Source organism: Bacteroides sp. AM16-13 (assembly GCF_003602705.1).
Lineage (GTDB): Bacteria > Bacteroidota > Bacteroidia > Bacteroidales > Bacteroidaceae > Bacteroides > Bacteroides xylanisolvens.
Window position 1 is genome coordinate 45,212 of the sequence record NZ_QTLK01000015.1, and the last position, 20,701, is coordinate 65,912.

The 20,701-nt window shown below is 41.4% G+C and carries 16 protein-coding genes and 1 tRNA gene; 15 read left to right on the plus strand and 2 right to left on the minus strand.

Features of this window, described 5'->3' with window-relative positions; genetic code table 11:
• The first annotated feature begins 33 nt into the window (after nucleotides 1–33).
• The 6 genes from DW173_RS23835 (at nucleotide 34) to DW173_RS13615 (ending at nucleotide 6,513) form a co-directional block, all read left to right on the plus strand.
• Entirely contained in the window at nucleotides 34–126 is a 93-nt protein-coding gene (locus DW173_RS23835) for a smalltalk protein (protein ID WP_151433315.1), read from the plus strand.
• Between the two features lie 253 nt (nucleotides 127–379).
• Nucleotides 380–2,707, plus strand: a complete 2,328-nt coding sequence (locus DW173_RS13595; RefSeq protein WP_120144568.1) for a transglycosylase domain-containing protein — start codon at nucleotides 380–382, stop codon at nucleotides 2,705–2,707.
• Between the two features lie 123 nt (nucleotides 2,708–2,830).
• Nucleotides 2,831–3,217 carry a 2-amino-4-hydroxy-6-hydroxymethyldihydropteridine diphosphokinase gene (locus DW173_RS13600; RefSeq protein ID WP_008640040.1) on the plus strand — a complete coding sequence of 129 codons (387 nt, stop codon included), beginning with the start codon at nucleotides 2,831–2,833 and terminating at the stop codon, nucleotides 3,215–3,217.
• A complete protein-coding gene (gene kdsB, locus DW173_RS13605; protein WP_015531050.1) occupies nucleotides 3,218–3,970 on the plus strand; it encodes a 3-deoxy-manno-octulosonate cytidylyltransferase in 753 nt (250 codons plus the stop codon).
• Nucleotides 3,971–3,974: 4 nt separating this feature from the next.
• The gene (locus tag DW173_RS13610; protein WP_120144569.1) at nucleotides 3,975–5,258 is read left to right on the plus strand and encodes a M16 family metallopeptidase; all 1,284 of its coding nucleotides are present in this window, start codon (nucleotides 3,975–3,977) and stop codon (nucleotides 5,256–5,258) included.
• An 85-nt stretch (nucleotides 5,259–5,343) separates the two neighbouring features.
• Complete coding sequence (locus DW173_RS13615; protein WP_008022501.1) at nucleotides 5,344–6,513, plus strand: phosphatidylinositol-4-phosphate 5-kinase; 1,170 nt, start codon at nucleotides 5,344–5,346, stop codon at nucleotides 6,511–6,513.
• A gap of 147 nt (nucleotides 6,514–6,660) precedes the next feature.
• Here DW173_RS13615 and DW173_RS13620 read toward each other — a convergent pair whose 3' ends face one another.
• Nucleotides 6,661–7,599, minus strand: a complete 939-nt coding sequence (locus tag DW173_RS13620; protein WP_008022499.1) for a ribose-phosphate pyrophosphokinase — start codon at nucleotides 7,597–7,599, stop codon at nucleotides 6,661–6,663.
• A 153-nt stretch (nucleotides 7,600–7,752) separates the two neighbouring features.
• On the opposite strand from DW173_RS13620, the gene DW173_RS13625 reads away from it, so the two are divergent.
• The 3 genes from DW173_RS13625 to DW173_RS13635 are packed head-to-tail and all read left to right on the plus strand — an operon-like array spanning nucleotide 7,753 to nucleotide 14,316.
• Nucleotides 7,753–12,069 carry a DUF5113 domain-containing protein gene (locus DW173_RS13625; RefSeq protein WP_120144570.1) on the plus strand — a complete coding sequence of 1,439 codons (4,317 nt, stop codon included), beginning with the start codon at nucleotides 7,753–7,755 and terminating at the stop codon, nucleotides 12,067–12,069.
• A 34-nt stretch (nucleotides 12,070–12,103) separates the two neighbouring features.
• Nucleotides 12,104–12,832: a DUF5932 domain-containing protein gene (locus tag DW173_RS13630; protein WP_004317459.1), complete on the plus strand. Its 729-nt coding sequence runs from the start codon at nucleotides 12,104–12,106 to the stop codon at nucleotides 12,830–12,832.
• A 29-nt stretch (nucleotides 12,833–12,861) separates the two neighbouring features.
• On the plus strand, nucleotides 12,862–14,316 hold the full coding sequence (locus DW173_RS13635) for an AbgT family transporter (protein WP_008022495.1): 1,455 nt from the start codon (nucleotides 12,862–12,864) through the stop codon (nucleotides 14,314–14,316).
• Between the two features lie 100 nt (nucleotides 14,317–14,416).
• Here the strand turns inward: DW173_RS13635 and DW173_RS13640 are convergent.
• Nucleotides 14,417–14,490 (minus strand) — tRNA-Arg (locus tag DW173_RS13640).
• 286 nt (nucleotides 14,491–14,776) lie between these two features.
• On the opposite strand from DW173_RS13640, the gene DW173_RS13645 reads away from it, so the two are divergent.
• The 6 genes from DW173_RS13645 (at nucleotide 14,777) to DW173_RS13670 (ending at nucleotide 20,693) form a co-directional block, all read left to right on the plus strand.
• Nucleotides 14,777–15,511 carry a hypothetical protein gene (locus DW173_RS13645; RefSeq protein ID WP_008022494.1) on the plus strand — a complete coding sequence of 245 codons (735 nt, stop codon included), beginning with the start codon at nucleotides 14,777–14,779 and terminating at the stop codon, nucleotides 15,509–15,511.
• A 127-nt stretch (nucleotides 15,512–15,638) separates the two neighbouring features.
• Complete coding sequence (locus DW173_RS13650) at nucleotides 15,639–16,646, plus strand: aminodeoxychorismate synthase component I (RefSeq protein WP_120144571.1); 1,008 nt, start codon at nucleotides 15,639–15,641, stop codon at nucleotides 16,644–16,646.
• Nucleotides 16,630–17,226, plus strand: coding sequence for an aminotransferase class IV family protein (locus tag DW173_RS13655; protein ID WP_120144572.1), 597 nt, complete (start codon nucleotides 16,630–16,632; stop codon nucleotides 17,224–17,226). Before DW173_RS13650 ends, DW173_RS13655 begins: the two co-directional genes overlap by 17 nt.
• Nucleotides 17,227–17,503: 277 nt before the next feature.
• A complete protein-coding gene (locus DW173_RS13660) occupies nucleotides 17,504–18,178 on the plus strand; it encodes a DUF2461 domain-containing protein (RefSeq protein WP_162613551.1) in 675 nt (224 codons plus the stop codon).
• A gap of 37 nt (nucleotides 18,179–18,215) precedes the next feature.
• Entirely contained in the window at nucleotides 18,216–18,662 is a 447-nt protein-coding gene (locus tag DW173_RS13665) for a YhcH/YjgK/YiaL family protein (RefSeq protein WP_117683878.1), read from the plus strand.
• Nucleotides 18,663–18,680: 18 nt separating this feature from the next.
• Nucleotides 18,681–20,693, plus strand: coding sequence for an alpha amylase C-terminal domain-containing protein (locus DW173_RS13670; protein WP_004316879.1), 2,013 nt, complete (start codon nucleotides 18,681–18,683; stop codon nucleotides 20,691–20,693).
• The last annotated feature ends 8 nt before the right edge of the window (nucleotides 20,694–20,701 follow it).

Here is a 20,701-nt window from a genome sequence, read left to right on the forward strand (position 1 = left end):
TTATTTAGTGTTTAATAAAAAAGAAAAATGTCTATGAAAAAAACGTGGAGTATTATTTTGAAAGTGATTATTGCTGTTGCTGGTGCAATTGCCGGAGTGGTCGGTGTACAGGCAGCAAACTTGTAATTGATTATCTTATAAATAGGTATATTTATGAATGAATAACAGGCGGGAAAAATCCCGCCTGTTTGTGTTTTAGATATAATAGAGGATTACTTTCTTGAAAAATACTCTTTTTTGTTTTGTTTCGTGCTATTTGTTATGAGTGCCGCTCCATATTTTAACAAAATAGAAATTATAATCAAACTCGTTGGCTGAATAGCGGATTTTATCTACCTTTGTACCTTAATTAAATGCGTCATTTTAAGCAAGAAAAAACATGATTCGAAAAATAATAAAGGCTCTTTGGATATTTCTGGCAGTCATTGTGTTGGCTATTGTTGTCATCTTTGTCTCTATCTCAAAGGGTTGGATTGGTTATATGCCTCCTGTAGAGGAACTTGAAAATCCGAGTTATAAATTTGCAACGGAGATTTTCTCTGAAGATGAAAAAGTGCTTGGCACATGGTCTTACAGTAAGGAAAACCGGGTGTACACAGCTTACAAGGATTTGTCGCCTAGTATTATCAATGCTCTTATTGCAACGGAAGATGTTCGTTTTGTCGAACATTCTGGAATTGATGCCAAAGCATTGTTCCGTGCGTTTGTGAAACGTGGTTTGATGTTTCAGAAAAATGCAGGTGGAGGTAGTACTTTGTCGCAACAGCTTGCCAAACAGTTGTTTACAGAAAATGTGGCGAGAAACACGCTTCAACGTCTTTTCCAAAAACCGATTGAATGGGTGATTGCGGTGAAACTTGAGCGTTACTACACCAAAGAGGAAATATTGAGTATGTATCTCAATAAATTTGATTTCCTGAATAATGCGGTTGGTATTAAAACTGCTGCGCATACCTATTTCGGCTGCGAACCGAAGGATTTGAAGATTGAAGAAGCGGCTACGCTGGTTGGTATGTGTAAGAATCCGTCGCTTTACAATCCGGTTCGTTTCAACGAACGTTCGCGTGGCCGTCGTAATGTAGTGCTTGAGCAGATGCGTAAAGCTGGTTATATCACAGATGCAGAATGTGATTCTTTGCAGGCTCTTCCGCTGAAACTAAAATATAACCGCGTTGACCACAAAGAGGGATTGGCTACCTATTTCCGCGAATATCTCCGTGGTGTGATGACAGCACCGAAACCGGTAAAAAGTGATTATCGTGGTTGGCAAATGCAAAAATTCTACGAAGATTCTATCGCGTGGGAAACTAACCCGTTGTATGGCTGGTGTGCAAAAAATAAAAAGAAAGACGGTACGAATTATAACATCTATACAGATGGGTTGAAGATTTATACGACGATCAATTCACGTATGCAGCAATATGCAGAGGATGCCGTAAAAGAACATTTGGGTGACTATTTGCAACCTGTATTCTTCAAAGAAAAAGAGGGAAGCAAAAATGCCCCGTATGCAAGATCACTACCGGAAAAACGAGTAGAAGAGTTGCTGATGAAAGCAATGAAGCAGACGGATCGTTATCGTCTTATGAAAGAGGCGGGAGCTTCGGAACAGCAGATCCGTAAAGCGTTTGATACCCCGGAAGAAATGACCGTCTTTTCCTGGAAAGGAGATAAAGATACAATTATGACACCGATGGATTCCATCCGTTACTACAAATCTTTCTTGCGGACAGGATTCATGTCGATGGATCCGGTAAGCGGACATGTGAAGGCTTATGTAGGCGGACCGAATTATGTATATTTCCAGTATGATATGGCAATGGTGGGACGTCGTCAGGTAGGTTCTACTATCAAACCGTATTTATACACATTAGCAATGGAAAATGGCTTTTCTCCTTGTGATCAGACACGCCACGTAGAGCAAACGTTGATTGATGAGAACGGAACTCCTTGGACGCCTCGTAATGCAAACAATAAACGTTATGGGGAAATGGTGACTCTGAAGTGGGGATTGGCTAATTCTGACAACTGGATTTCTGCTTATTTGATGGGCAAACTGAATCCATATAATCTTGTACGTTTGATCCATAGTTTTGGGGTTCGTAATAAAGCAATCGACCCGGTGGTTTCGCTTTGTCTGGGACCTTGTGAAATTTCTGTGGGTGAGATGGTAAGTGCATATACAGCTTTTGCCAATAAAGGAATTCGTGTAGCTCCATTGTTTGTTACACGCATTGAAGATAGTGACGGTAATGTGCTTTCTACCTTTGCACCGCAAATGGAGGAGGTGATAAGTATTTCAAGTGCATATAAAATGCTGGTTATGTTGCGCGCTGTTATTAATGAAGGAACAGGTGGGCGTGTTCGTCGTTATGGAATTACCGCCGATATGGGTGGGAAAACAGGTACGACCAATGATAACTCTGATGCCTGGTTTATGGGATTCACTCCTTCATTGGTATCCGGTTGTTGGGTAGGAGGTGATGAACGTGACATTCACTTTGGTAGAATGACTTATGGTCAGGGAGCTGCCGCTGCTTTGCCTATTTGGGCATTGTATATGAAGAAAGTGTATGATGACCCGACTTTGGGATATGACCAGCAGGAGAAATTTAAACTCCCTGAAGGATTTGATCCGTGTGCCGGTTCGGAAACTCCGGACGGAGAGGTGATAGAAGAGGGGGGATTGGACGATCTTTTTAACTAAGTCTGAAATAAGTATAAAGTATTAAGTATTAACCGTAGCGTTTGGGGCACTTACCTGTAGGTGTAATATCTCTAATATCTAATGTTTAATACTTAATACCTACTACTTAATACTTATTTTTTAATGCATAGGTATATTGTTTGCATAGGGAGTAATTACAACAGGAAAGAGAATTTGACTTTTGCCAGACAGAAACTGACTGAATCGTTCTCTTCTATATGTTTTGCGCCCGAATTGGAAACTGAACCTTTATTTTTTAAGAATCCGGCTTTGTTTTCCAACCAAGTGGTTATGTTCTTTTCCGATAAGGATGAAGAGGTAGTGAGGAAAATGCTGAAAGATATAGAACAAAGATCCGGACGTCGTCCGGAAGATAAAAAAGAGGAGAAAGTTTGTCTGGACATTGACATGCTTTTATATGATAACAAAATAGTAAAACCGGAAGATTGGCAAAGGGGATATATACAACAGTCATTATCTGCCTTCCATTCTTCATTATTTATTAAGTAGATGAAATTTCTTGGAATTATACCTGCCCGCTATGCATCCACTCGTTTTCCTGCAAAACCATTGGCTATGTTGGGTGGAAAAACTGTTATACAACGTGTGTATGAGCAAGTGGCTGGCGTTTTGGATGACGCTTATGTAGCCACGGATGATGAGCGTATTGAAGCTGCTGTCAAGGCGTTCGGAGGTAAGGTTGTGATGACTTCTGTTCATCACAAAAGCGGTACGGACCGCTGTTATGAAGCTTGTACAAAGATTGGAGGTGACTTTGATGTCGTGGTTAATATACAAGGAGATGAACCTTTTATTCAGCCTTCACAATTGGATGCGGTAAAGGCTTGTTTCGAAGATGTAACCACGCAGATTGCCACGCTGGTGAAACCTTTTACTGCAGATGAACCGTTTGCTGTACTGGAAAACGTAAATTCACCGAAAGTGGTAGTCAATAAGAACTGGAACGCGCTTTATTTTAGCCGCTCCATTATTCCTTATCAGCGTAATGCTGAGAAACAGGACTGGCTGAAGGGACATACCTACTACAAGCATATCGGACTGTATGCCTATCGTACAGATGTGCTGAAAGAGATAACCATGCTTCCGCAGTCTTCTCTGGAACTGGCTGAATCTTTGGAGCAGCTCCGTTGGCTGGAGAACGGATATAAGATAAAGGTAGGCATTAGTGAAGTAGAAACCATCGGAATCGATACCCCGCAAGACTTGGAACGGGCAGAAGAGTTTTTGAAGAATAGAATCTAATCGTATGGATCGTAAAATACAACCTGAAATACAAACCCTGAAAAATTTTCGTATACTTCCTCCCGTCCGAATGACATTGCCAAATGGTATTCCATTGACTGTTATTAATGCGGGTGAACAGGAAGTAGTACGCATAGATGTGCTTTTCGCTGGAGCCCGTTGGCAGCAGTCGCAGAAACTGCAAGCCTTGTTTACAAACCGGATGTTGCGCGAAGGTACGACAAAATATACGGCTGCTACCATTGCCGAGAAACTGGATTACTACGGTTCGTGGCTCGAACTGTCCAGCTCGTCGGAGTATGCATACATCACTGTTTATTCGTTGAATAAGTATTTGGCGAAAACATTGGAAGTGGTAGAATCCATGATTAAAGAACCGCTTTTCCCGGAGAAAGAATTGCATACTATCCTCGATACCAATATCCAACAATATCTGGTCAATACTTCCAAAGTTGATTTCCTGGCACATCGCAGTCTGTTGAAGTCGCTTTATGGCGAACAGCATCCATGTGGTAAAATAGTGGTGGAGGAAGATTATCATGCCATCACTCCGGAAGTGCTTCGTGAATTTTATGAACGGTATTACCATTCGGGTAATTGCTCTATTTTCTTATCCGGCAGGGTGACGGAGGATATTATCAGCCGGGTGACGGATACATTCGGCACTTCTTTTGGTCAACATCAACAGCCGGCATCGAAATTAAGTTTTCCTTTTACTGCCGTTCCCGAAAAGAGGATTTTTATAGAACGTGAGGATGCCATGCAGAGTGCTGTAAAGATGGGATATACAACCATCACTCGTAACCATCCTGATTATCTGAAACTCCGGGTATTGATGACTTTATTCGGAGGCTATTTCGGCAGTCGTCTGATGTCTAATATCCGTGAAGAAAAGGGGTATACTTATGGCATTTCAGCAGGAATCATGTTTTATCCGGATAGCGGATTGCTGGCAATCTCGACAGAAACGGATAATGAATATGTGGAACCGTTGATACAGGAAGTATATCATGAAATTGACCGTCTGCATCAGGAACCTGTGTCGATGGAAGAACTGACTATCGTACGCAACTATATGTTGGGCGAAATGTGCCGTAGTTATGAGTCTCCTTTCTCACTTTCGGATGCATGGATCTTTATTGCTACTTCCGGTCTGGATGATGACTACTTTTCACGTTCTCTGCTGGCTGTAAACGAGGTTACTCCTGCAGAAATACAAGATTTGGCACAGCGCTATTTGTGCAAAGAGACATTAAAAGAGGTCATTGCAGGTAAAAAGTTGTCATAAATTGCTTTCCGAAAGTGGGCTGTTTGGGATAGAAATTGTATCTTTGTCCAAATTGTAATTCTAAAATGAGTAACGACTAAAACCAATGAGGAAATATCTATATACTACACTTTTATTGGCTCTCCTCGCACAAGAGGGAGTAATGGCACAAGAAAATGAAGGAAAAAAAGGCGGATTTTTCGGAAAAATTAAAGATACATTCTCCACTGAAATAAAGATTGGCAACTATACTTTTAAAGATGGTAGTGTCTATACGGGAGAAATGAAAGGCCGAAAACCGAACGGAAAAGGAAAAACGGTTTTTAAAAACGGTGATGTCTTTGAAGGTGAATATGTGAAAGGGAAACGTGAAGGATATGGAATTTATATGTTCCCCGACGGAGAAAAATATGAAGGACAGTGGTTCCAGGATCAGCAGCACGGAAAAGGTATCTATTATTTTATGAATAATAACCGTTACGACGGTATGTGGTATCAGGATTATCAGCATGGTGAAGGAACTATGTATTATCATAACGGTGATTTGTATGTAGGTCATTGGGTAAATGATAAGCGTGAAGGCGAAGGTACATATACTTGGGCAAACGGTGCCAAATATACCGGTCACTGGAAAAATGATAAGAAGAACGGTAAAGGTATCATGAACTGGGATGACGGCTGTAAATACGATGGAGACTGGAAAGATGATGTTCGTCACGGAAAAGGGGTATTTGAGTATACCAATGGAGATAAATATGATGGTGACTGGGCGGATGATATTCAACATGGAAAAGGTACTTATTACTTTCACACGGGCGACCGTTATGAGGGCTCGTATCTCTTAGGTGAGCGAACCGGTCCAGGAGTTTATTACCATGCTAACGGTGATAAATATGTAGGTAATTTCAAGAACGGTATGCAAGACGGAAAAGGTACTTTTACCTGGGCGAATGGTGCTGTGTATGAAGGAAGCTGGAAAAATAATAAACGTGATGGTAAAGGAGTTTATAAATGGAGCAATGGCGATGTTTATGACGGTGACTGGAAAGATAACCGTCCCAATGGACAAGGCACTCTGAAAACTGTTGCTGGTATGCAATATAAAGGTGGGTTCGTTGATGGATTGGAAGAGGGTCAAGGCGTACAAATCGACAAAGATGGTAATCGCTTCGATGGCTTTTTCAAACAAGGAAAGAAGGATGGTCCTTTTGTAGAAACAGATAAAGATGGAAAAGTGATTAAAAAAGGAACCTATAAATTCGGAAGACTCCAATAAAATGAAGAATGATGAATGATGAATGAAAAATTGGTTGCTTACTATCACCAATTCAAATTCTTAGTATGTTGAGACAAATAAGAAAGCCGGCTAAACTTGAAATTAGCCGGCTTTCTTATTCTTCATTCTTCATTTATCATTCTTCATTTAAATGATATATTGTGAACTGATAGATTCGTTATTCATTACTCGTTTGATTGTTTCAGCAAACATGTCGGCAATGCTTAACTGTTTCACTTTCGGGCATTTCTTAGCATAAGGGATGCTGTCAGTAAATACCATTTCTGTCAGGGCAGACTCTTGCACACGGAAAGAAGCCGGATCAGACATTACGCAATGACTGGCGATAGCGCGTACAGATTGGGCACCGGCTTCCAACATGATGTTGGCTGCTTTGGTGATTGTTCCTGCTGTGTCTACGATATCATCAATCAAGACAACGTTTTTACCTTCCACGTCACCGATGATTTGCATAGATGCTACTTCATTGGCTTTTTCACGTGATTTGTTGCAGAGTACCAATGGTACGCCGAGGTATTTGGAGAAAGTGCTGGCACGTTTTGAACCTCCTACGTCCGGTGTAGCAATAACCAGATTTTCCAATTGCAATGACTGGATGTAAGGGAGGAATACAGCTGATGCGTATAAGTGATCTACCGGGATATTGAAGAATCCCTGGATCTGGTCAGCATGCAAATCCATCGTAATCAGTCGGTCGATACCTGCAACAGACAGCAGATCAGCTACCAACTTAGCCCCGATAGATACACGAGGTTTGTCTTTTCTATCCTGACGAGCCCATCCAAAATAGGGGATTACAGCCACAACGCTCTTTGCTGATGCACGTTTAGCAGCATCAATCATCAGGAGAAGTTCCATTAAGTTGTCTGAGTTAGGGAAAGTGGATTGAACCAGGAATACATGTGCGCCACGAATTGACTCCTCGTATGAAACCGCAAATTCGCCATCGGCAAAATGGGTAATGTTCATATTTCCCAGAGGACAATCCAGGCTCGCGCAGATTTTTTCTGCAAGATATCTCGAGTTCGTTCCCGAGAATACCATAAAGGGTGCTTTTTCGCTCATTTTGTAATAGATGTTACCTATTTGTTAATTTGCCTGCAAAGGTAGGAATTTCTCTTATTATTTAGAAGGACTTATTGTATAAAAAATATTTTTCTCTCCAACTTATCGGAAATATTTGTAGATTTGCTTTCTGAAAACAGTTAATAGTCAAAAATGAGTTCACGTTTTCCTTTATATATAATAGGTATAGTGTTGTTTACCTCTTTTTTTTCGTGCACTGATATGGTGCCGACCAAAGAGGTGCGCCTGATTGATTCTTTAAACGGGAAAGCGTATACTTATCGTTATCGAAGCCTGGATTCTTCTTATAAGTATGCCAATGAAGCTTATCAACAGGTAAATTTTTATAAGTCGGGGAAAGCGGAGGCATCTAATAATCTCGGATTCTGTGCTTTTATGGCGATGGATTTTGACCGGGCGGAAGCGTTACATAAGGAAGTATATAAACTGACTAAAAATGAGCTTGAACTGTTGATTGCTGATATCGGACTGATGAAGATTTGTCAGCGGACAGCTATGAACAAAGAATTTTATGATTATCGTAATAGTGCGCTTCGGCGTATGAAACGTATTCGGGAAGAGAGTGATTTGTTTGCCGACCGCCACGAGGCACTTCGACTGGATTATGCTTTCACCGAATTTTTCATAGTTTCTTCTATTTATTACTATTATCTTCAGCAAAGGCAGGAAGCCATCGCATCTCTCAATCAGATCCCGGAAGATGAAGTATTGGCAGATACGAATCAGTTGCTTTATTATCATTATATCAAAGGATCGGCTTCATTGGTGGAAGCCACCAAGCCGGAGGATAGGAAAATGCGTGAGTTTGACCAACTATATATAACCTGGAGAACTGCGGTTCAGACTAATCATCCTTATTTCGAAGGAAATGGTCTGCAAGGGCTGGCTAATCTGATGGTTTCTTCCAACAACTTCGAACTCTTTCGAACAAGGAGGGGATACGCGCTGGATCAGTTTGGTTTTCCTGTAGATTCGCTTTTGCCTTTGCGAATGGCACAGCTTGCGCTTGAAAAATTCCGGGAGTATAATGATTTGTATCAGATTGCCGGTGCGTATGTGTCTATCGGTAAGTATATGAATGAGCACGGACGTTATTCGGAAGCATTGGATACGCTTACAAAAGCGTTAGATTGTGTGAACCAACACCATATGCTTTATTATCATCATGCAGTGGATACGTTGGACAAGCTGCGTATTTATGCGGAAGGAGATACGACATATACTGGAGTACCGTGGATTATGGAGGAAGACGTAAGGACGGTACCCGAATGGATTTCGAGGATTCGGGAACAATTGAGTGTATCGTATGCCGGGCTTGGAATGAAGTATGCTTCTGATTACAACCGAAATATATACCTGGATATTCTGAATTATACTCGTCAGGATAAAGAGTTGGAGAGTCGTTATCTTTCGTTGGAATCCGATTCACGACAAATGACGCTTGTACTTTCTTTGGTTATTGCCGGACTTGTACTGGTGGTTATTCTTTGGTGGTTCTTCAATAAGCGATCTAAAATAAGGAATCAAGTAGATGTGGAACGTCTGCAACGGATACTGGCTCTTTGCCGGGACATCACTTCTTCTATACCAATGAATGTTCCGTTAATTCAACAAGGCATTGACCAGCTGTTCGGAAAAGGGCGTCTTCAACTGGAAATTCCGGAGGAAGGAAAAGCGGCACTGGTTCCTTTGCATCGGTTGAACCGTGATGAAGAAGCGTTGGTGCACGTGCTCGAACCGTATATCGTTTGGGCTGCGGACAATGAGCAGATGGTAGAAGCGTTGAGTGACGAACGGATGCAATTGGAAAAGCAACGATATGTTTACGAACAACATATCGCGGGAAATAAACGCCAAAATCTGATTAAGAAGGCTTGTCTGGCCATTGTGAATGGGATAAATCCTTATATCGACCGTATCTTGAATGAGGTGCATAAGTTGACGGAACGAGGATATATCGATCATGAGAAGATAAAGAAAGAGAAGTATCAATACATTGACGAGCTCGTAACTACGATTAATGAATACAATGATATTTTGGCTCTTTGGATTAAGATGAAGCAGGGGACGCTTAGCCTGAATATTGAAACGTTCGATCTCAATGAACTCTTTGAACTGTTAGGCAAAGGGAGACGTGCTTTTGAAATGAAAAATCAGAAGTTGGAAATAGAACCGACCACGGTTATGGTGAAAGCTGACCGGGCATTGACTTTGTTTATGATTAACACGCTGGCGGAAAACGCCCGAAAATATACCCCGGAAGGAGGAACAATCAAAGTGTATGCCCGTACTACGGATGCGTATGTCGAGATTTCCGTAGAAGACAACGGAAGGGGGATTTCCGAAGAAGATATGGCTCGTATTATCGGTGAGAAAGTATATGATTCCCGTGTCATCGGAATGAAGAATGCAGCCGACCCGGAAGTTCTGAAAGAAAATAAGGGCAGTGGTTTCGGACTGATGAATTGTAAGGGAATCATTGAGAAATATAAGAAAACGAATGAATTGTTCCGGGGATGTGTCTTTGATGTAGAGAGTGAATTGGGGAAAGGGAGTCGTTTCTATTTCCGTTTGCCTTCGGGAGTGCGCAAAACGATGGGAGTCTTGTTGCTTTGCCTGTTGCTTCCGTTTGGGGTGAGTTCTTGTCTGCATGATCCGATTCCTCCCATGTTGCAGGAGGGCGATTCGATAGTGGTGGTTACGGATTCTGCCTATGAGGATTTGCTGGATGCAGCGTCGGATTATGCGAATGCCGCCTATTTTGCTAATGTGGATGAAAATTATGAATTTGCTTTGCAATATATAGATTCTGCTATACTCTTGTTGAACGAGCATTATGAGAAATATGCGCGTCCGGATCGTCCGCATCGGTATATGAAGCTGGTGGGGGAAGGAACGCCTGCCGAAATCAGTTGGTGGAACGAATTGTTTGATTCGGATTATCATGTGATTCTGGATATCAGGAATGAGGCGGCAGTTGCTTTTTTGGCTTTGAAACAGTTGGATGCATACAGTTACAATAATTCGGCATTTACGGATTTGTATAAGTTGCAGGGAGAAGATCAGACTCTTGAAGCATATTGCCGACAGTTGGAACGGTCGAATACGAATAAGACAGTAGGAATTATTTTATGTTTTGTTCTACTGATTGTTTCTTTGGTCGGATACTATTTCCTGTATATGAGAAAACGTTTGCAGAATCGTTTGAATCTCGAACAGGTACTTGAGATTAATCAAAAGGTATTTGCGGCATCTCTGGTCAGACCGCAGGAACAAGAAAATGCTGAGGCACTCCAACGGGAGGAAAGTACGCTTAAAGAAATCCCGCAACGTATTGTGGATGAAGCATTCGGTTCGGTGAATGAACTACTGACAATTGACCGGATGGGAATTGCCGTTTATAACGAAACGACACATCGGCTGGAATACGCTTCTCGTCCCAGGCAGGAAATGCCGGTGATGGTAGAACAGTGTTTTAGTTCCGGAGAATATCTTTCTGAACAGCATCTTCAGGCAATTCCGCTGATGGTGGAAGCAGGAGGTGAACATCAATGTGTCGGTGTGCTTTATCTGGAACGCAGAGAAGGAACAGAACAGGAAACGGACCGGCTGCTTTTTGAACTGGTAGCACGCTATGTGGCTATTGTCGTATTTAATGCAGTGGTGAAACTGGCTACTAAATACCGGGATATTGAATCGGCGCATGAAGAAACACGCAGAGCTTCCTGGGAAGACAGTATGTTGCATGTACAGAATATGGTACTTGACAACTGCTTGTCGACGATTAAACATGAGACGATCTATTATCCGAATAAAATCAAACAGATTGTAGGACGGCTGAATACGCAGAAGCTTTCGGAAACGGAGGAGCGTGAAGCGGTGGAGACTATGACGGAATTGATTGAATATTATAAGGGAATCTTTACGGTTTTGAGCTCGTGCGCTTCCCGTCAATTGGAGGAAGTCACTTTCCGGCGTACTGTAATTCCGGTGCAGGAACTTTTGGACGCTGCCGGAAAATACTTCAAGAAATCAATGAAGAACCGTTCGGAGAGGATAGAACTGGAGATAGAACCAATGGAAGCGAAAGTGATAGGAGACGTGAACCAGTTGCGTTTTCTATTGGAAAATTTGATTGATGAAGCATTGACTGTGCGTGAAGATGGGGTGATACGTCTGCAAGCACGTCAGGATAATGAATATATTCGTTTTCTCTTTACGGATACGAGACGTGAAAAGAGTGTGGAAGAATTGAACCAATTATTTTATCCGAATCTGGCACGTATGACTTCCGGTGAGAAAGGGGAGTTGAGAGGAACGGAATATCTGGTATGCAAGCAGATTATCCGCGACCATGACGAATTTGCGGGACGCAGAGGATGTCGTATCAATGCTGAGCCGGCTGAAGGCGGAGGATTTACGGTTTATTTCACCATTCCGCGCCGATAAAAGGAGAACACATAAAAGTTATTAGATAAGAAACATGGAAGAACAGAAGTTTAAAGTTATTATCGTAGAGGATGTAAAACTGGAGTTGAAAGGGACAGAAGAAATATTCCGTCATGAAATACCGAATGCGGAAGTGATCGGTACGGCAATGACGGAAAGTGAGTTCTGGCCGTTGATGGAGGCGCAACTCCCCGATTTGGTATTGTTGGACTTAGGACTGGGAGGTTCTACGACCATTGGTGTTGACATTTGCCGGAATATATTCAAACGCTACAAAGGAGTCCGGGTACTGATCTTCACAGGTGAGATTCTGAATGAAAAGTTGTGGGTGGATGTATTGAATGCCGGTGCCGACGGAATTATCCTCAAAACAGGAGAATTACTGACGAAAACAGATGTACAGGCTGTGATGGACGGAAAGAAGCTGGTATTCAACTATCCGATTTTGGAAAAGATTGTAGATCGTTTCAAGAAATCGGTAGCCAACGATGCCAAGCGTCAGGAAGCAGTCATCAGTTATGATATTGATGAATACGATGAACGTTTTCTCCGCCATTTGGCCTTAGGATATACGAAGGAGATGATTGCCAATTTGAAAGGGATGCCTTTCGGCGTAAAATCATTGGAGAAACGACAGAATGATCTTATCGGACGCCTTTTCCCGAATGGAGAACGGGTGGGAGTGAATGCTACCCGATTGGCAGTACGTGCACTGGAATTGCGTATTATCGATTTGGATAATCTGGAGCCTGACGAAGAATAAGTAATGGCAAGTAATACCTCTGGAAAGTAATGAAGAATAAATGGCGTATGCCCCATCCCGCTACGATGTTCCTTCTGCTGACTATGGCAGTGGTCTTTCTTTCATGGATATGTGATATCTATGGGTTGAAAGTGACATTGCCTCAGACAGGTGAGGACATCCGTGTACAAAGCCTGTTGAGCCCGGAAGGGATCCGTTGGTGGTTGCGGAACGCTATTAAGAATTTCACGGGCTTTGCTCCTTTGGGCATGGTGATTATCGCTATGTTCGGACTGGGAGTAGCACAACATTCCGGTTTTATTGATGCGTGCATCCGCATGGGAGTAGGGAACCGGCAGGAAAAGAGGAAAATCATCTTGTGGGTGATTGTGCTCGGTTTGTTGTCGAATGCCATTGGGGATGGTGGATATATTATTTTATTGCCTATTGCCGCTATGCTGTTCCAGTGGGTGGGACTTCACCCGATTGCAGGGATTGTTACAGCTTATGTCTCTGTTGCGTGCGGGTATAGTGCCAATATTGTATTGAGTACGATGGATCCGTTATTGGCGCATACCACCCAAGAGGCGGCACTGGCGCAAACGGGTTATCAGGGGAACACGGAACCTCTTTGTAACTACTTCTTTATGAGTGCTTCAACGGTAGTCATTACGGCTATTGTGTATTGGATTACTCAAAAATGGCTTCTTCCCACATTAGGAAAGTATGAAGGCAGTGTGAAAGTGGTGGCTTATCATCCTCTCTCTCGCAAAGAGCGGCGTGCTATTATGATTTCCATTGTTGTAGCAGCTGTTTATGTCGCTCTTATCTTGTGGCTTACTTTTTCTTCTTATGGAATTTTGCGAGGGGTGAACGGAGGTTTGATGCATTCGCCTTTTATTGCCGGTATTTTATTTCTGCTTTCTTTGGGAGCAGGTATTACGGGGATGGCTTATGGATTCAGTTCCGGACGGTATCGCACTGACAATGATGTGATTGAAGGACTTACGCAGCCAATGAAACTTCTTGGAGTGTATTTCGTTATCGCTTTCTTTGCTGCACAGATGTTTGCCTGTTTTGAATATTCCCATCTGGATAAATGTTTAGCCATCATGGGAGCTGATTTGCTCTCTTCGTTTGAGCCGGCTCCTTTGTCTGCTCTCATCCTGTTTATTCTATTTACGGCATTGATAAACCTGATTATGGTATCTGCTACCTCCAAATGGGCTTTTATGTCTTTTATCTTTATTCCGATGTTTGCACAGATGGGAATTGCTCCGGATGTAGCACAATGTGCTTTCCGTATCGGAGATAGTTCGACGAATGCCATTACTCCTTTCTTATTTTATATGCCTTTGGTGCTGACTTATATGCGGCAGTATGATAAACAGATTACGTATGGCTCATTGCTTAAATATACCTGGAGATATTCATTAGGTATCCTGGTTGCCTGGACATTGATGTTTATTGTCTGGTATTTGTTGAAAATACCGATGGGATTGTAGCCGGTACGTGAAAAAATATCAAGTAGGCAACATGTGGACGATTCTATTAAATGAAAAAATCGCAAACGCTATTTTAATAGCTGTTTGCGATTTCTCTAAGTGATTCCGAAGCGATTCGAACGCTTGACCCACGCCTTAGAAGGGCGTTGCTCTATCCAGCTGAGCTACGGAACCAGCCTTATTTGCGGATGCAAAGGTAGTGCTTTTTATGAAAATTCAAAAACTTTCCGGCACTTTTTTATTCATATTTTTCTTTATGGCTATGAATCAGTAATTTATAAAAGAGAAATATTTTGTTTAGTTATATGGTTTGGGATGAATAAATAGGAAAACGTCATTTTTACGAAGAATAACGAAAGTTATATAGGTTTCAAAAAGGTCAAAAAAATAAAATACGGTTGTGTTTTTCTATTATAACTTCTACTTTTGGACGATAAACAACTAAAAAACACATAAAGTTATGAAGAAATTGATTTTTTTATTTGCATTTTGTATTGTAGTGACTAATGTTTTTGCACAAACCGCCCCAGAGCAATTGAAAAAAGAAGGAAATGATGCATTTAATGCTAAAAATTATCCAGTAGCGTATGCGAAGTTCAGCGAATATCTGAAACAGACTAATAATCAAGATTCTGCAACAGCTTACTATTGTGGTATAGCAGCAGACGAAGTGAAAAAGTATGCGGAAGCCGTGACCTTTTTCGATATTGCTATTCAGAAAAAATTTAATATAGGAAATGCGTATGCTCGTAAAGCTTTGGCTTTAGATGCACAAAAGAAGACTGCTGAATATGTAGCTACATTAGAAGAAGGGCTGAAAGTCGATCCTAAGAATAAGACAATGGTGAAGAATTATGGTCTTCATTATCTAAAAGCAGGACTTGCAGCACAGAAAGCTGGAAAAGCAGAAGAAGCAGAAGATTGTTTCAAGAAAGTAATTCCGTTGGATCACAAACAGTATAAAACAAATGCATTGTACAGTTTAGGAGTTTTGTGTTATAATGACGGAGCTAATATCCTGAAGAAAGCTGCTCCTTTGGCAAATTCAGATGCAGACAAATATGCTGCAGAAAAAGCAAAAGCGGATGGAAGATTTAAAGAAGCATTAGACTATTTGGAAGAGGCTGCTAAGATCTCTCCGGAAAATGAAAATGTGAAAAAGATGCTTCCTCAAGTGAAAGCTGTTATGAAGTAATTTGACCAATCTTATAAATGATAAAGGGTTGCCGGTATGATACGTCGGGCAACCCTTTTTTATTGCTATCTTTTTCTAATCTATACTTTTTGCGTACATTTGCCATTCCTAAACGCTGAAATATTTTATGCACTTATATAATAAGGAACAGGCCATCAAACGGATGAATCAGTTTGGACAACACCATCGTCCTTTTGTTTTTATTATTAATTATCTGCAGGATGCATCTTATATAGAAGAGGTTGCTGCTGTTGATTCTACTGAACTTTTGTATAATTTGAATGGATTTACCAATCAAGCTACGTCAACTGAAAAGTATACACCTTCTTTTTCTGCTAAACCAGCGAACTCTATCCATTGGCAGCCTTCTGCAGAATCTTTCTATTCCTATCAACGCTCGTTTAATATTGTCCGACAGAATATCTTGGCTGGAAATAGTTTTCTCACAAATCTGACTTGTCGCACTCCGGTAGATACCAATCTCACTCTGAAAGATATTTATTATCATTCTAAAGCGATTTATAAGCTATGGGTTAAAGACACTTTTACTGTTTTTTCTCCAGAAATATTTGTGAGAATTCATCAGGGAAAAATTAGCTCATACCCGATGAAAGGGACTATTGACGCTTCCATTCCTTCTGCTGCCCAATTATTGATGAACGATCCTAAGGAGGCGGCAGAACACGCTACTATCGTAGACTTGATTCGTAATGATTTAAGCATGGTTGCCAATCAAGTGTTCGTTTCCCGGTATCGGTATATCGATACATTGCAGACTAATCAGGGGGCGATTCTTCAGACAAGCTCTGAAATTCAAGGCGTATTGCCGGAAAACTATTCGGAACATTTGGGAGAACTTATTTTCCGACTTTTGCCAGCCGGTTCCATTACCGGTGCCCCCAAGAAAAAAACGATGCAGATTATTCGGGAAGCTGAAACCTACGACAGAGGGTTTTATACAGGAATTATGGGCTATTCGGATGGAATTAATCTGGATAGTGCCGTTATGATACGTTTTGTAGAACAGGAAGGAGAAAAAATGTATTTTAAAAGTGGAGGTGGAATCACCTGCCAGAGCGATGCGGAAAGTGAGTATAACGAAATGAAACAAAAAGTATATGTACCCATTTATTGAGACTATCCGGATAGAGGATGGACAGATTTATAATCTTGATTATCACACAGAGCGTTTCAATAGAACCCGTGCGGTCTTTTGGAAAGATACTATTCCGCTTGATTTGCGTGAGTATATATCGCCACCAGTTTTAAACGGGATTCATAAATGCCGGATTGTGTATGGAAAAGAAGTAGAAGAAGTCACGTATGCTCCTTATCAGATGCGGAAAGTGTCCTCTTTGCATCTGATAGAATCCGATACCATTAATTACACTTACAAAAGCACACATCGGGAAGAACTGAACGCTTTGTATGCCCAAAGAGGAATGGCAGATGATATTTTAATCGTGAAAGACGGCTATCTGACAGATACTTCTATTGCCAATATCGCCCTCTACGATGGGCACACATGGTTTACTCCAGCTCATCCGTTACTCCAGGGAACGAAGCGGGCGGAACTTCTGAATAAGCAATTCATTGTTGAGAAAGACATCGCGCAAGTACATTTAAACGACTATTCACATATCATGTTATTCAACGCCATGATTGACTGGGAACGTATTGTGTTGCCTATAAATGAGAAACATTTCATTCTATAAACGATAATTAACTGAAATATACAGAGCATTGCTGAACAAATGTCACTTTTGTACTGTTATATTTATGTGTTTTTCATAGTATTAGATATAAGATTAATTAAAGAGATTGTACTTCACTTGTGAAAGCTAAAGTACGTCAGAGACAGAAGAGTCTGTTTTTTTGATAAATGTGTTAAAGCATCGGTTTTACCAGGCCGATGCTTTTTTTATGTCCTTTTACCCCCTTTTTTAGTTTATATGAAATAAAATTTGTACGTTTGTAGAGTAATAATAGAAAATGATAAAGATGAACATACCCGTTATCTTTCAGTTTTTAAAAGATCTTTCCGCGAATAATAATCGTGAGTGGTTTAATGAGCACAAGGCAGAATATGAAACAGCCCGTGCCGAGTTCGACAACTTTTTGGCAACAGTGATTGCCCGTATTTCCCTGTTTGATGAAACTATCCGGGGAATTCAACCCAAAGACTGTACTTATCGCATTTACCGGGATACCCGCTTCTCTGCGGATAAAACACCTTATAAAATACATTTCGGTGGTTATATCAATGCCAAAGGAAAGAAATCCGACCATTGTGGATATTATGTCCATTTGCAGCCGGATGGTTCGATGCTTGCCGGAGGAAGCTTGTGTCTGCCTCCCAATATCCTGAAAGCAGTGCGTCAGTCTATTTATGACAATATCGAGGAATTTGTTGCGATCGTAGAGGATCCGGAGTTTAAGAAATACTTTCCGGTGATAGGGGAGGATTTTCTGAAAACAGCTCCGAAAGGTTTCCCGAAAGACTTCAAGTACGTCGATTATTTGAAATGTAAAGAGTATGTTTGTTCATATAATGTTCCTGATGACTTCTTTACCCGGCCGGATATGTTGGAACAGATAGACAAAGCGTTCCGCCAGTTCAAGCGGTTTGCTGATTTTATAAATTATACGATTGATGATTTTGAATAAATAATGCCTGGAATATAAACTTTAAAATTTAACTTATATGGTAGTAGATACTTTAGAAAATCTGGAGAAATATGCGTCTTTAAATCCTTTGTTTGCACAAGCCATCGACTTCTTGAAGTCTCGTGACCTCCAAGCCATGGAAATTGGTAAGACAGAACTGAAAGGGAAAGATCTGTTCGTGAATATCGCACAAACCAAGCCTAAAACAAAAGAGGAAGCCAAACTGGAAACTCATAACGAATTTATTGATATTCAAATCCCGTTGTCGGGAACAGAAATTATGGGGTATACCGCTGCTAAAGATTGTGTTCCGGCAGATGCACCTTATAACGCAGAAAAAGACATTACTTTCTTTGAAGGATTGGCAGAAACATACGTTGCCGTAAAACCGGGAATGTTTGCTATCTTCTTCCCGCAAGACGGTCATGCTCCGGGCATCACTCCGGATGGTGTGAAAAAAGTAATCGTAAAAGTAAAAGCATAATCCTAATTCAATTCTGATATGGAAAAGACACTTAATCTCATAAAAAATGATCCCTGGCTGGAACCTTTTGCCGGTGCTATCACCGGGCGTCATCAGCATGTATTAGACAAGGAAGCTGAATTGACGAATAAAGGCAAACAAACCCTTTCAGATTTTGCATCGGGGTATCTTTATTTTGGATTGCATCGCACCGATAAGGGATGGACTTTCCGTGAATGGGCGCCCAATGCTACTCATATTTATATGGTGGGTACATTTAATAATTGGGAGGAAAAAGCAGCCTATAAGCTGAAAAAACTAAAGAATGGCAATTGGGAAATTAACCTGCCGGCGGATGCCATTCATCATGGCGATCTCTACAAATTGAATGTATACTGGGAAGGCGGACAAGGCGAGCGTATTCCTGCATGGGCTACTCGTGTGGTGCAGGATGAACAGACGAAGATATTCAGTGCGCAAGTCTGGGCTCCGGAGAAACCCTATAAATTCAAAAAGAAAACGTTCAAGCCCGACACGAATCCACTGTTGATTTATGAATGTCATATCGGAATGGCACAACGGGAGGAAAAAGTGGGCACTTATAACGAATTCCGCGAGAAAATACTTCCCCGTATCGCTGAAGAAGGGTATAACTGTATCCAGATAATGGCCATTCAGGAACATCCTTATTATGGAAGTTTCGGCTATCATGTATCCAGCTTTTTTGCTGCCTCTTCCCGTTTTGGTACTCCCGACGAATTGAAAGCATTGATCGATGCCGCTCATGAGATGGGAATTGCTGTGATTATGGACATTGTTCATTCACATGCAGTGAAGAATGAAGTAGAAGGATTAGGAAACTTTGCCGGTGATCCGAATCAGTATTTCTATCCGGGCGTTCGTCGTGAACATCCGGCTTGGGATTCTCTATGCTTCGATTATGGCAAGAACGAAGTGATTCACTTCCTGTTGTCTAACTGCAAGTACTGGCTGGAAGAATATAAATTTGACGGCTTCCGTTTTGACGGAGTCACTTCTATGCTATATTATAGTCATGGTTTGGGTGAAGCCTTCTGTAACTATGGAGATTATTTCAACGGTCATCAGGATGATAATGCGATTTGTTACCTGACATTGGCTAATGAAGTGATTCATCAGGTAAATCCGAAAGCGATAACCATTGCGGAAGAAGTTTCCGGTATGCCGGGGCTGGCTGCAAAAATAGAAGATGGCGGTTACGGCTTCGATTATCGTATGGCCATGAACATCCCGGACTATTGGATCAAGACAATCAAAGAAAAGATTGATGAAGACTGGAAACCTTCCAGCATGTTCTGGGAAGTAACCAACCGTCGTCAGGATGAGAAGACCATTTCGTATGCAGAAAGCCACGACCAGGCATTAGTGGGAGACAAGACAATTATCTTCCGTCTGATTGATGCCGATATGTACTGGCATATGCAAAAGGGAGATGAAAATTATGTTGTCAACCGAGGTATCGCTTTGCACAAGATGATTCGTTTATTGACCTCTTCAACCATCAACGGAGGTTATCTGAACTTCATGGGAAATGAATTCGGGCATCCCGAATGGATTGACTTCCCGCGTGAAGGTAACGGATGGTCATGTAAATATGCCCGTCGCCAATGGGATTTGGTAGACAACAAGAATCTGACCTATCATTATATGGGTGATTTTGATAAGGATATGCTGAAAGTTCTGAAGAGCGTGAAAGACTTCCAGGCAACACCTGTTCAGGAAATATGGCATAATGATGGCGATCAGGTATTGGCATACGGACGTAAAGACCTTATATTTGTCTTTAACTTTAATCCGAAACAGTCATTTACCGACTATGGATTCCTGGTAACTCCGGGAGCTTATGAAGTAATATTGAATACGGACGACGTTGCATTTGGAGGAAACGGTTTGGCAGATGATTCTGTAGTGCACTTTACTATTGCCGATCCGCTGTACAGTAAAGAAAAGAAAGAGTGGTTGAAACTCTACATTCCTGCCCGTACCGCCGTAGTGCTTAGAAAGAAGAAATAATTTTATCT

What these genes read in the sequence shown, in the direction of transcription:
- kdsB (WP_015531050.1), top strand. Translation starts at nt 3,218, where the DNA reads ATGAAATTTCTTGGAATTATACCTGCCCGCTATGCATCCACTCGTTTT.
- DW173_RS13630 (WP_004317459.1), top strand. Translation starts at nt 12,104, where the DNA reads ATGGAAGAACAGAAGTTTAAAGTTATTATCGTAGAGGATGTAAAACTG.
- DW173_RS13615 (WP_008022501.1), top strand. Translation starts at nt 5,344, where the DNA reads ATGAGGAAATATCTATATACTACACTTTTATTGGCTCTCCTCGCACAA.
- DW173_RS13610 (WP_120144569.1), top strand. Translation starts at nt 3,975, where the DNA reads ATGGATCGTAAAATACAACCTGAAATACAAACCCTGAAAAATTTTCGT.
- DW173_RS13665 (WP_117683878.1), top strand. Translation starts at nt 18,216, where the DNA reads ATGGTAGTAGATACTTTAGAAAATCTGGAGAAATATGCGTCTTTAAAT.
- DW173_RS23835 (WP_151433315.1), top strand. Translation starts at nt 34, where the DNA reads ATGAAAAAAACGTGGAGTATTATTTTGAAAGTGATTATTGCTGTTGCT.
- DW173_RS13645 (WP_008022494.1), top strand. Translation starts at nt 14,777, where the DNA reads ATGAAGAAATTGATTTTTTTATTTGCATTTTGTATTGTAGTGACTAAT.
- DW173_RS13625 (WP_120144570.1), top strand. Translation starts at nt 7,753, where the DNA reads ATGAGTTCACGTTTTCCTTTATATATAATAGGTATAGTGTTGTTTACC.
- DW173_RS13655 (WP_120144572.1), top strand. Translation starts at nt 16,630, where the DNA reads ATGTACCCATTTATTGAGACTATCCGGATAGAGGATGGACAGATTTAT.
- DW173_RS13670 (WP_004316879.1), top strand. Translation starts at nt 18,681, where the DNA reads ATGGAAAAGACACTTAATCTCATAAAAAATGATCCCTGGCTGGAACCT.
- DW173_RS13600 (WP_008640040.1), top strand. Translation starts at nt 2,831, where the DNA reads ATGCATAGGTATATTGTTTGCATAGGGAGTAATTACAACAGGAAAGAG.
- DW173_RS13620 (WP_008022499.1), bottom strand. Translation starts at nt 7,599, where the DNA reads ATGAGCGAAAAAGCACCCTTTATGGTATTCTCGGGAACGAACTCGAGA.
- DW173_RS13595 (WP_120144568.1), top strand. Translation starts at nt 380, where the DNA reads ATGATTCGAAAAATAATAAAGGCTCTTTGGATATTTCTGGCAGTCATT.
- DW173_RS13650 (WP_120144571.1), top strand. Translation starts at nt 15,639, where the DNA reads ATGCACTTATATAATAAGGAACAGGCCATCAAACGGATGAATCAGTTT.
- DW173_RS13635 (WP_008022495.1), top strand. Translation starts at nt 12,862, where the DNA reads ATGAAGAATAAATGGCGTATGCCCCATCCCGCTACGATGTTCCTTCTG.
- DW173_RS13660 (WP_162613551.1), top strand. Translation starts at nt 17,504, where the DNA reads ATGATAAAGATGAACATACCCGTTATCTTTCAGTTTTTAAAAGATCTT.